Source organism: Nocardia donostiensis, from assembly GCF_002081715.1.
GTDB classification, from domain to species: Bacteria; Actinomycetota; Actinomycetes; order Mycobacteriales; family Mycobacteriaceae; genus Nocardia; species Nocardia donostiensis.
This window is the reverse complement of the sequence record NZ_MUKP01000071.1, coordinates 1-13,597: the sequence shown is the minus strand read 5'-3', so window position 1 is coordinate 13,597 and position 13,597 is coordinate 1. Positions and strand designations below refer to the sequence as shown.

The 13,597-nt window shown below is 70.7% G+C and carries 1 protein-coding gene; it reads left to right on the top strand.

What is annotated here, in order from left to right; genetic code table 11:
• Window positions 1-300: 300 nt before the first annotated feature.
• Window positions 301-13,597: type I polyketide synthase (locus tag B0T44_RS28350; RefSeq protein ID WP_176219239.1), on the top strand; the 13,297-nt coding region annotated here is incomplete at its 3' end.

Genomic DNA, 13,597 nt, shown 5'->3' with positions numbered 1-13,597 from the left:
CTGCTGACCGCCTTGGCTCGGCTGCACGTCGCCGGCGCCGGCATCGACTGGGCCGTCCTGTGCCCGGGTCGTCGGGTTCGGTTGCCTTCCTATGCTTTCCAGCGGGAGCACTACTGGCTCGGCAGCGGTCCGCGTACCCGCACCGCTGCGCCGGACCCGACCGCACCCCCGCCTCCATCGCTGTTCGAGGTCACATGGTCGGTCGCACCCGAGAACACTGGGCCACCGGCGAGGCCGCAGCCACTCGTCATCTGGAATCAGGACGAAACTGGTGGCACGAGCTCCTCCCATGATGTGCTCGTGTTCGCCCCGCCCGTTGCCACAGGCGAGGACACGCCGGCAGCCACCCGCGCAGCAGTCCACGCGACTCTGCACGTCCTACAGACGTTCGTCGGCGATCCGCGGTTCGACACCAGCACCCTGCTCGTGGTCACCCGCAGCGCGGTCTCGGTCGCGGGTGAACCGGTCACCGACCCGGCCGGTGCGGCGGTGTGGGGGCTGGTGCGCACCGCCCAGACCGAACACCCGGGCCGCATTGTCATAGTCGACACCGATACCGACAGCAGCGAGACGCTCGCTGCCGCCGCCGCCTGCGGTGCACCGCAGCTCGCGGTACGCGCCGGAGTGCGGTACACACCACGCCTGGCGCCTGTACCGGCGGACACCGAGAGCCAGGCGGCGATATCGACGGACGGCACCGTCGTGATCACCGGCGGCACCGGCGCTCTCGGCGCACTGCTGGCCCGGCACCTGGTACACACGTACGGAGTGCGATCGCTGGTCCTGGCAGGCCGGCGCGGTCCGCAGGCGCCGGGTGCCGGTGAGCTCGCCGCCGAACTGACCGAAGCCGGTGCCTCGGTACGCATCCTGTCCTGCGATGTGAGCGACCGCGCCGCGGTCGCCGCACTGCTGGCCGCCGTCCCCGCCGAGTACCCGCTCGTCGGCGTGGTGCATGCCGCGGGTGTCCTCGACGACGGCGTGCTGACAGCGCAGGAACCGCAGCGCATGGATACGGTGCTGGCGGGCAAAGCCGACGCCGCATGGTATCTGCACGAACTGACCGTGAAACGTGAACCGGCGCTGTTCGTGCTGTTCTCCTCGGCTGCCGGAGTGTTCGGGTCCGCCGGGCAGGCCAACTATGCCGCCGCGAACGCCTTCCTCGACGGTCTGGCCGCCTATCGCCGAGCCGCCGGACTCACCGCCACCTCGATCGCCTGGGGCCCGTGGGCGGTGAGCGAGGGGATGGCGGGACGTCTCGACGGTAAAGGCGACGGAGCCGCCGCACGCCTGGCCCGCGGCGGTTCGGTCGCTCTCACCGCCGACCACGGTCTGCGGCTGTTCGACGCCGCCGTCGCGCAATCACGGCCGTGGGTCACCGCGCTCGGTCCCGCCCGGCGCGGGCCTACCGAGGGGTTCCCGCTGCCGTTATCGCACACGCTCGATATCCCGGATGCGGGCAGCGGTGCCTGGAGACAACGACTGGCGGGCCTGGACGACGCGCAGCGGCGGCGCGAACTCGGCACGCTGGTGGCCGCACTGGTGGCCTCGGTGCTCGGGTACGCCGACGGTGCGAGCGTCGGCCCCACCCGCACCTTCCGTGAGCTCGGTGTCGACTCGCTCACCGCCGTCGAGATCCGAAACCGGCTGCGGGCCGCGACCGGCCTGACGCTGCCCGCGACGCTGGTTTTCGACCATCCGACACCTGCCGCGCTCGCCGAGCACATACATCGCCGTATCGGCGGAATCGACGAAACAGCCGTTGCTCCGCCGCTCGGGCCCACGGCTGCCCACGAGCTGGCGGACCCGATCGCGGTCGTGGGGATGGGTTGCCGCTTCCCCGGCGGGGTGTCCTCCCCGGACGACTTCTGGCAGTTGCTCGTCGACGGCCGCGACGGTATCGCCGGGTTTCCGACCGACCGCGGCTGGGACCTGCGGCGGCTGTTCGGCACCGACGCCGACGCGTCAGGCACCTCGGTCACCAGGGCGGGTGGATTCCTCTACGACGCCGCCGATTTCGACGCCGACTTTTTCGGCATCAACCCGCGCGAGGCGCTGTCGATGGACCCGCAACAGCGCCTACTGCTGGAAACAGTCTGGGAGGCACTGGAATTCGCTGGTATCGACCCGGGAACGCTGCGCGGTACCGCGACCGGCGTATTCGTGGGGGTTTCAGCCCAGTCGTATGGTCTCGGCGCGCCCGGTGACAGCGGCGTCGAGGGATACCGGGCCACCGGCGCCACCGCGAGCGTGGTGTCCGGGCGGGTGGCCTATGTGCTGGGCACCGAAGGTCCCGCGGTGTCGGTGGACACCGCCTGCTCGTCGAGCCTGGTCGCCCTGCATCATGCGATCGGCTCGCTGCGCCGCGGCGAATCCGTGACGGCGCTGGTGGCGGGTGTGACGGTGATGGCTACCCCACTCGGCTTCATCGAGTTCTCCCGGCAGGGCGGCCTCGCCCAGGACGGGCGCTGCAAGTCTTATGCCGACGCCGCCGACGGCACCGGATGGGGCGAAGGTGTCGGCGTGCTCGTGCTGGAGCCGCTGTCGCGGGCCCGCGAGCTCGGCCACGATGTGCTGGCCGTGGTGCGGGGTTCGGCAATCAATTCCGACGGCGCCAGCAACGGTCTGACCGCGCCCAGCGGACCCGCCCAACAGCGGGTCATCCGCGCCGCCCTGGCGGATGCGGGCCTGCGGCCCGGCGATATCGACGCCGTCGACGGCCACGGCACCGGCACCCGGCTCGGCGACCCGATCGAGGTGCAGGCGCTGTCGGCGACCTACGGCCGCGACCGGCCCGCGGACCGGCCGCTGTGGCTGGGCTCGGTGAAATCCAATATCGGGCACCCCCAAGCAGCCGCCGGTATCGCCGGTGTCATCAAAATGGTGCTGGCGTTGCGGCATCGGGTGCTGCCGCGCACTCTGCACGCGGATGTCCCGACCACTCATGTGGACTGGTCGGCGGGGACCGTGCGGCTGCTCACGGACCAGCGTAACTGGGACGCCGACGCCGAGCGGCCCCGGCGGGCGGCGGTGTCGTCGTTCGGTATCAGCGGCACCAATGCCCACGTCATCCTGGAACAGACAGCACCGGCCGCGGAGATCGCCGCCGCACCGCTGGATCACCCGTTGGTGTGGCCGGTGTCGGCCCGCGACCATCTCGCGCTGGCCGCTCAGGCCCGGCGGCTGGCCGACCATCTGCGCCGACACCCGGATATCGACGCGGTCGAGGTCGGCCGCTCGCTCGCACGGCGGCACCGCTTCCCGGCCCGGGCACTGGTGACCGGCCGGGACCGGCGGCAGCTGCTGGCCGGACTCATCGCCGTCAGCGGCGGCACTACTGCGCCCGGTGTGGTGACGGGGACAGCCCGTTCCGGTGGGACGACGGCGTTCGTCTTCCCCGGCCAGGGCGCGCAGCGGCTGGGTATGGGGCGCGCTCTCTACGAGGCGTTCCCGGCGTTCGCCTGCGCCTTCGACGAGGTGGCGGCGGAATTGGATACGCGGCTGAGCCGTCCCCTGCGTGACATCGTCTGGGGAGCCGACAAGAATGCTGTGGACACCACCGCATTCGCCCAACCCGCGTTGTTCGCTGTGGAGGTGGCACTGGCCCGGCTGCTGCAGACGTGGGGGGTGGTGCCCGATATCGTCGCCGGTCACTCCCTGGGTGAGATCACCGCCGCCCATATCGCCGGGATGCTGTCGGTGGCCGACGCCGCCGTTCTCGTCGTGGCCAGGGGCGCGCTGATGCAGGCGCTGCCGGACGACGGCGCGATGATCGCCGTACAGGCCAGTGCGGCGGAAGTTGCCGCAGTACTGACCGACGACACCGCCCTCGCTGCGATCAATGCGCCGGACGCGGTGGTTGTCTCGGGTGCCCGACCCGCCGTCACAGCGCTCGCCGAAACCTTCCGCGAGCGAGGCGTGCGAGTGGAGGAACTCGCTGTCTCGCACGCGTTCCACTCCCCCTTGATGGAGCCGATGCTCGCCGAGTTCAGCGCAGTAGCCACCGCGATCGACTGGCAGGCGCCGCAGCTACCGATCGTCTCCGCTGTGGACGGCGCGCTCGGCGACGACCGCCTGCTGTCGCCGTCGCATTGGGTGCGTCACGCCCGCGACACCGTCCGATTCGCCGATACGGTCGGCACTCTCGCCGCTACCGGGGTGACCAGATATGTCGTGCTCGGTCCCGGCGACGGGCTGGCCGCATTGATCCTGCGCTGCCTGGCCGGGCACCCGGACGCGGCGCAACACACTGTCACGGCACTGCTGCGCGCCGACCGCGACGAACCAGACACCCTGCTGGCGGCCCTGGCCGAGTTGGACCTCGCCGACACACCTGTCGACTGGCCCGCACTGTTCGCCGCATCCACGCAGCCACCGATAACGTTGCCCACCTACGCTTTCCAGCGGCGTCGCTACTGGCTCACCACCCGCCCGGACTCCGCAGGCGCCGAGGTGTTCGGCCAGCACGGTATCGAGCATCCCGTGCTCGCGGCGATGGTGACCGCACCGGCTACAGGTGCGGCGACATTGACCGGTCGCCTGTCGTCGCAGACGCACACCTGGCTGCCCGAGCATGCTATCGGCGGCGTCCCGCTGTTCCCGGCGACCGGGTTCCTCGATATGGCGCTGTGCGCGGGCGACGCGATGGGTGCGCCCGTGGTCGACGAACTCACCCTGCACACTCCGCTGCCGCTGCCCGGCGACGTCGGCGTGCGAGTTCAGATCCTCATCGGCGAGCCCGATTCCGTCGGCAGTCGCACGATATCGATCTACTCGGTGCGCGACGACGCAGGCGACGAGTGGGTGTGCCACGCCGACGGCACACTACGCGCGGACAATGACGCGGACACCGAACCCGAGACCGCGTGGGCCCGCTCATGGCCGCCGGGAGCAGCGCAGGTGGCGGTCGACGGTGTGTACGACCGGCTCGCGGACGCGGGGTTCGACTACGGTCCGCTGTTCCGCGGGCTGCGGCGGGTGTGGCGGGACGGTACGGAGCTGTTCGCCGAGGTCACGCTTCCCGAAGCGCCTACGTCCGCGGGCCGGTACCATTTGCATCCCGCCCTGCTCGATGCCGTCCTGCACACCATGGCCGTGCCTGAGAACGGCGACACCGATAACGCCCGAGCGCTGCCGTTCGCCTGGCACGACGTCACCTGGTATCGCCCCGCTGCGGTCGCACTGCGCGCCCGGATCACTCCCCGCACCGATCACACGGTGGCGCTGGATATCTGCGACGACGCCGGGCAGCCGGTGCTGACGGCGCATTCGCTGACTTTCCGGAGCCACCGGCCGGATGCCTCGATGCTCGCGGCCCATGCCCTGTACACCGTGCGCTGGTCGCCGATATCGGCGCAGACCGTGCACACCGGCGAACCGGTCACCGACTGGGCTGCCGTCGCCCTCGACGAGGAGGTCACCGGTCTCGTCGTATTCGACTGCCGCACCACCCTGTCCGGTGATGTCGCAGACGACCTGAGCACCGCGCCGCACACCGTGCTGTCCGTCCTGCAGCGCTTCACCAGCGACCCGCAGTTCGCGGCGAGCAAGCTCCTGGTGGTGACCGCGGGCGCGGTAGCGGTCTCCCGCACAGACGTACCGAACCCGGCGGCGGCCGCGGTATGGGGTCTGGTGCGTACCGCACGCACGGAAGAACCGGCTCGCATCCTGCTGTTGGACCTCGATTCCGCAGTAGCACCAGCGGATGCGCTTGTCCCTATCGTCGGCTCCACCGAACCGGAGATTGCGGTCCGCGACGGCACCGCCTACACCCCACGGCTCATACGCCAGCCAGTGAAAGGACACCATGCCGCGGTCGCTCCCGCACCGAGCAACGCCGCGGCCGCTCCCGGCGCGAACAGTGCGGCCACCGCCCCCGTGCCGAACAACGCCGCTACTGCCCTCTTGATGAGCAACGCAACTGCCACCACCGAGGCGAACAATGCCGCCACCACCGAGGCAAGCAATGCTGCCGCATCCAGGGCGAACAGTTCGTCCGCCACTCCCGAGACAAATCACGCGGCCACCACACCCGAGGCGGGCAACGCGGGCGAGGACGGCGGGATGCTCGCCGTGATCCCACACCTCACCGGGGGCCTGGCGAACGGAACGGTGCTGATTACCGGCGGTACCGGCGGGCTGGGGGCGTTACTGGCTCGGCATCTGGTCACCACGCATGGTGTGCGATCGCTGCTGCTGGCCAGCCGCCGTGGCGATACCGCTCCCGGCGTGCGTGATCTCGTCGCGGAGCTGGCAGCTGCGGGGGCGCGGGTCGAGGTCGCGGTGTGCGATATGGCCGACCGCGTGGCGGTCGCGCGGCTGCTTGCGGCCGTTCCCGGGCAGGGGCCGCTGGCTGCGGTGGTGCACATCGCAGGCGTCCTTGACGACGGTGTGATCGGCGCGCTGACGCCCGAACGCCTCGACACGGTGCTGGCTGCTAAGGCCCGAGGGGCCTGGTACCTGCACGAACTCCTCGGCGAACGCGCGCCGGTGCCGATGGTGCTGTACTCCTCCGCGGCGGGGGTGTTCGGGGCACCGGGCCAGGGCAACTACGCTGCGGCCAACGCCTTCCTCGACGCGCTGGCCACCCGGCGGGCCGCGGCCGGCCTGCCCACCGTGAGCATCGCCTGGGGGCCGTGGCAGCGCGCCGGGATGACCGAGGGGCTCGCCGGCGCCGACACCGCCCGGCTCGCGCGCGGCGGGATCGCATCGCTGGCGATCGACCGTGCGCTGGCCCTGTTCGATGCCGCTCTCGATCAGAGCGAGCCAGCGGTTGCCGCGCTCGAACTCGATCGGCCGATGCTGGCCGATCAGGCACGAAACGGCTTGCTGCCCAGTCGGTTACATGACCTTGTACCGGTCCGCCCCAGCCGCACCGACGCGAACACGCCGGGTAAGGAACTGTCCGCGCTGCGCGGGGAAGAACTGCGCCGCACGGTCGCAGCACTGGTGCGGCAGCAGGTTGCGACGGTGCTCGGGCACGCCGATCCGCACGCCATCGATATGGAGCGCAGTTTCGCCGAATCGGGGTTCGATTCGCTCACCGCCGTCGAGGCCCGCAACCGGCTCAATGTCGCCACCGGCTTGCACCTGACCGCCACCGTCGTCTTCGACCACCCCACCCCGGCCGCGCTCGCCGACCATATCGCCCGCCGGCTCGCCGGGGCATCCGCCGACGCCGGCGACGGCGACAGCACCGAGCGACCGCCGACGCCGACAGCGGAACCCATCGCCATCATCGGCCTCGGCTGCCGCTACCCGGGCGGGGTGAGCGATCCGGAACAGTTGTGGCAGCTGCTGGTCGACGGCCGCGACGCCATCGGAGAGTTCCCCACCGATCGGGGCTGGGACCTGGACGCACTCTCCGGCACCGAACCCGGCGCGCCCGGCTATTCGCAGGTTCGCCACGGCGGTTTTCTCTACGATGCCGCCGATTTCGACGCCGCCTTCTTCGACATCAGCCCCCGGGAGGCCAGGGCGATGGACCCGCAGCAGCGGCTGCTGCTGGAAACGGCCTGGGAAGCACTGGAACATGCCGGTATCGATCCGGTGTCCCTGCGCGGCAGCGAAACCGGTGTGTATGCGGGTGTGATGTACCACGACTATCCGGCGGCCGCGGCGGCCGGCTCCGTGGTGTCGGGTCGTATCGCCTACGCCCTCGGCGTTCATGGTCCCGCGGTGTCGGTGGATACCGCATGTTCGTCGTCGCTGGTGGCGTTGCATCAGGCGATCCGGGCGCTGCGGGCGGGTGATTGTTCGCTGGCGCTGGTGGGCGGGGTGACGGTGATGGCGACGCCCGCCGCCTTCGTCGAGTTCTCCCGGCAGGGTGCGCTGTCGCCGGACGGCCGGTGCCGGTCGTTCTCCGCGGCCGCGGACGGCACCGGGTGGTCGGAAGGCGCCGGAGTTCTCGTGGTGCAGCGACTCTCCGATGCCCGCCGCGCCGGGCATCGGGTACTGGCGGTGGTGCGGGGTTCGGCGGTGAACTCCGACGGTGCCAGCAACGGGCTGACCGCACCCAACGGCCCAGCCCAGCAGCGCGTCATCCGGCGGGCGCTGGCCGACGCCGGAGTCGGGGCAGGCGAAGTGGATGTGGTGGAAGCACACGGCACCGGAACAACGCTGGGCGACCCGATCGAAGCGCAGGCACTGCTCGCCACCTACGGCCGGGACCGGACCGCCGAGCGGCCGCTGTGGCTCGGGTCGATCAAGTCCAATATCGGCCACACTCAGGCGGCAGCCGGAGTGGCGGGGGTGATCAAGGTCGTCCAGGCGCTGCGGCACGAAACCCTGCCCCGCACCCTGTACGCGCAGGATCCTTCACCGCAGGTGGACTGGTCTGCCGGGACGGTACGGTTGCTCACCGAACAGCAGCGGTGGCCGCGGCACGACCGGCCGCGACGTGCTGGTGTGTCGTCGTTCGGGATCAGCGGCACCAATGCCCACATCATCCTGGAAGAGGCGCCCCCGGCCGACCACAAAGTAGCCCCCGCCGACCAACCCGGCCCCGTGGTGTGGATGCTGTCCGCGCGTACCCGCGGCAGCTTGATCGACCAGGCGCGGCGGCTGCTCACCCACCTGCACAGCGAACCCGGCGCCGACCCTGTGGACGTGAGCCGGGCACTGCTGCGACGGTCACAGTTCGAGCATCGCGCCGCGGTTGTCGGCGCCGGGCGCGACGCTTTGCTGGCCGGATTGGGCGGGTTGGCCGAAACCAGAGCTGTTGCAGGTGCGGTCGCCGGTGTAGCCGCCGGTGAGACGAAGATGGTGTTCGTCTTCCCTGGTCAGGGCGCTCACTATCGCGGCGCCGGCAGCGAGCTCTACCGCAGGTTTCCGGTCTTCGCTGATGAATTCGACAGGGTGATCGAGGCGTTCGGTGAACTCGGTGGTCCGGTGCGGGACCTGCTGCTCGGCTCCGGGCGGACGCCGGAGACCACGATGACTGCGCAACCTGCCCTGTTCGCGATCGGTATCGCCCTGTACCGGTTGCTGCGTGCCGGCGGGATCGTGCCCGACTATCTGGTCGGGCATTCGCTCGGTGAGATCACCGCCGCGCACGCCGCCGGTGTTCTCGACCTCGCCGACGCCGTCGCGTTGGTGACGGCGCGGGCCCGGCTGATGCAGGCGCTGCCCGGGGACGGCGCCATGGCCGCGGTGGACGCGGACGAACACCAGATCGCCGCGCTGCTGACCGGCGATGTTGTCGTCGCTGCCGTCAACGCACCGAACGCCGTCGTCGTCTCCGGTTCCCGCGACGCGGTCACCCACTGCGCCGAGCGGGCGGCGGCACGCGGCCACCGAGTGGAGCATCTGCCGGTCGCTCAGGCATTCCACTCCCCGCTCATCGACCCGATGCTCGCCGCATTCGCCGACGCGGCCACCGGTTTCACCTATCGGGAACCATCCGTACCGGTCATCTCCACCCGGGACGGACGCCCGCTCGACCACCGTGGACTCAGCCCGGACCACTGGGTGCGGCACGCCCGCGACACCGTCCGCTTCGCCGACGCTATCCGTACCGTCGCCGCCGATGGCGCCACCCGATATGTTGTCGTCGGTCCCGACGCTGGGCTGTCCGGCCTGATTCAGCGCACCGTCGACCGCGTCGACACGGCACCCGTCCCTGTCGGCACGGCATCCACCCCCACCGGCACGACACCCGGCCCCGTCGGAACGACACCCGCCTCGGTCGACGACACGCTTGCCCCGCTCAACAACGCCTCCGCCATGCTCGGCAACACGCCCACCGCACTCCACACCACGACATCCCCGCGGGATGACACGACTGCCGCACTCCGCAGCACCCCCACCCTGCTCGATCGGACAACCGCCGCACTCCACAACACCCCCACGACGATCGGTGAAACGTCCGCTCCTCTCGGCAAAACACTCGTCCCGCCCAATACGGTCGACAACGCTCCCGCCACAGTCGTCGCACTGGTACAGCGGGACCGCCTGCCCACTGAAACGGTGCTCACCGCATTCGCCCGCCTCTACATCGACGGCGCCGATATCAATTGGCGCACGGTGTATCCCGGCCCCACCGCGATGACGCTGCCCACCTATGCGTTCCAGCGCCGCCGCTACTGGCATCATGCTCCAGCCGGACAGCGCGAGCTGCCGTCCGCAGGCCTGGATGCGGTCGATCATCCGCTGCTCGCCGCGCTCGTTCCCGCCCCGGGAGACGGCGGCGTCACCGTCACCGGCAGGCTGTCGTTGCACAGTCAGCCCTGGCTCGCCGACCATGCTCTCGGTGGCACCGTGCTCTTCCCCGCGACCGGACTACTGGAATTGGCGGTGTGCGCCGGTCGTCGCGTCGGCGCTCCAGAGGTGGTGGAGTTGTCCATGCCTGCCCCGCTGCCCCTGTCTGCAGGCGGTGCGACACACATCCAGGTGATCGTGGGCGCCGCGGAGGCGAACGGTACCCACCCGGTTACCGTGCACGCCCGGAGCGCGGACGCCGACCGGTGGCTGCTGCACGCTGAAGGACGGGTGCGGGCCGTCGCCGAACCCGGCTCGGGCACGAATCCCACAGTCGACACGTGGCCACCAGAGCACGCCGAACCGGTCCCCCTCGACGGGGTATACGAAGACCTGGCCGACCGGGGATACGGCTATGGCTCCGCGTTCCGTGGGCTGCGCGCCGTCTGGCGGCGGGGGGCCGACCTGTTCGCCGAGGTCGAGTTGCCCGATTCGGTCGATGACGCGCGCCGCTACCACGTGCATCCGGCGCTACTGGACGCAGTCCTGCACGCTGCGGCGACCGGCGCGGCAGGCCCCGGCACCATGGTTCCCTTCGCCTGGACCGGAGTCGTACCCGGTACCGCAGGTCGCACCCGGCTGCACGCCCGGATCTCCCCCGTCGGCGACGACGCGGTTGCGCTGCACATCACCGATCCGACCGGCACGCCTGTGCTCGCGGTGCGTTCGCTGATCCTGCGGCCGATACGGTTCGACGAAAAAACCGCGGAGGCAGGCCGTCTCCTCTCGATGCTCACCTGGTTACCCATCCCTCAGCGCGAGCCCGAACCGGTGGAATACTGCGACTGGAACGAGCTAGCGGCCGCGGACCCTCGCACCGGAACCGGGTGCTTCGTCGTTCTGGACTGCCGTCCCAGCGCGCACGTCCCAGCCGGAGCCCGTGTTGTCGAGGCCCCCACGACTACAGATGTGGTCGCCGATACGCACACCGCAGCCCACCGGGTCTTGACGGTGCTGCACCGGTTCACCGCCGATGCGTCACCGGTGCCCGGCACGCTGGTCGTCGTCACCGACGGCGCGGTATCGGTGTCCGGCGAGCCGGTGACCGACCCGGCGGGCGCCGCGATATGGGGGTTGGTACGAGCGGCGCAGGCCGAGAACCCGGGACGTATCGTCCTGGTCGACACCGTGGGCGACGCCGCCGAAGCGAGCGCGTTCGCCGCGTCCGGTAGCGAACCGCAACTCGCTATCCGTGCCGGTGTCGGATACCTGGCCCGTCTCACCCGACTGTCCCCGGACTCGGAGCTACCTGTTCCGGTGGGTAACTGGCGGCTCGCTGCCGCCGGGACGGGCACCGCCGACGGCGTCACGGCGACCGGGCACCCGGCCGGTGCAAGTCCCCTCGGTCCCGGGCAGGTGCGTATCGCGGTGCGTGCTGCCGGGCTCAATTTCCGGGATGTGCTGATCTTTGTGGGCCTGTACCCGGAACGGGGGGCGGTTCCCGGCGCCGAGGCGGCCGGAGTCGTCACCGAGGTCGGGCCGGGCGGCGCGTACCGGGTCGGCGACCGGGTGATGGGTCTGCTACTCGACGGGATCGGCCCGTCGGTGGTCACCGATCAGCGACTGATCACCGCGATACCGGCGGGGTGGTCGTTCGCCGAGGCCGCCGCGACGCCGCTGGCGTTCCTCACCGCGTACTACGCGCTGCACGACCTGGCCGATCTGCGCCCTGGGGAACGGGTGCTCGTCCACGCCGCTACCGGCGGGGTGGGTATGGCGGCGGTACAGCTGGCGCGGCACCGGGGTGCGGAAGTGTTCGTCACCGCGAGCACCGGTAAATGGGATACGCTGCGCGCCCTGGGTTTCGACGACCAGCATATCGGCGACTCGCGCACGCTCACTTTCGCCGACGATTTCCTGCATGTCACGGAGGGGGCGGGCATGGATATCGTCCTCGACTGCCTGTCCGGTGATTTCGTCGAAACGTCGCTGCGACTGCTACCCCGCGGCGGGCGATTCATCGAAATGGGCAAAACCGATGCCCGGGAGAGTGCTGCGGTCGCGGCGGCTCACCCCGGCGTGCGGTACCGGGCCTTCGATCTGATGGAGGCGGGCGCCGATCGGATCGCCGAACTGCTTGCCGACGTGACCGGTCTGTTCGGTTCCGGTGCGCTGCACCGGCTGCCGATACGGGCTTGGGATATCCGGCGCGCACCGGAGGCGCTGCGGTATTTCGGCAGCACCCGGCATATCGGCAAGATCGTTCTCACCTTCCCTGCCGCACCGGATCCCGGCGGCACCGTCGTGATCACCGGCGGAACCGGTGGGCTCGGTGCTGCTGTGGCCGAACACTTCGTCACCGGATACGGCATCCGGTCGCTGGTGCTGGCCGGCCGCCGTGGCGATTCCGCGCCCGGCGCCGAGCAACTGCGGCGGCGGCTCACCGATCTCGGCGCCCGCGTCCGGGTGCTGGCCTGCGATGTGTCCGACCGGGCTGAGGTGACCCGCCTGATCGACGCGGTACCGCCCGATGCGCCATTGACCGGCATCGTGCATACCGCCGGTATGCTCGACGACGGTGTGATCGCGGCGCTGACCACCGACCGGCTCGACACGGTGCTCGCGCCCAAGGCCGACGCCGCCTGGTATCTGCACGAGGCGACCCGCACCCTCGACCTGGCGATGTTCGTCCTGTTCTCCTCCACCGCGGGCACCGTCGGCGCTGCCGGGCAAGCCAACTATGCGGCGGGTAACGCCGTCCTGGACGCGCTCGCCGCCCTACGCGCCGCCCACGGGCTGCCGGCGACCGCCATCGCCTGGGGCCCGTGGGCCACCTCGACCGGGATGGCCGGACAGCTCGGCGACAACCACACCGCGCGTCTCGGTCGCGCCGGCCTCATGCCGCTGACCACCGAACAGGGGCTGCGGATGTTGGATGCGGCGGTCGCGGCGCCTCATCCCGCCGTCACCGCCGCACGGTTCGATCGGGCTGCGCTCGCCACCCAGGCGCATGCGGCGGCGTTGCCCACTGTTCTGCACGAGCTGCTGCCCACGGCGCACCGCGCCCGCGCCGTGACCGAACCCGAACTACCGCAGCGGTTGACGGCTCTCGCCGAACCCGACCGCCCGGCCGCCGTTCTCGACGCGGTCTGTGCGCAGGTGGCGATCGTGCTCGGGCATCGCGGACCGGATGCGGTCGAGCCAGGACGGCGTTTCACCGAACTCGGTTTCGACTCGCTCACCGCGGTCGAGCTGCGCAACCGGCTCGCCGCCGTCACCGGGCTTGCCCTGCCCGCGACCCTCGTCTTCGATCACCCGACCCCATCCGATGTCGCCGATGTCATCCTGCGCAGGTTCGCGCCCGACACGGCATCCACCGAGGACATCGAACACACCGAGGAGC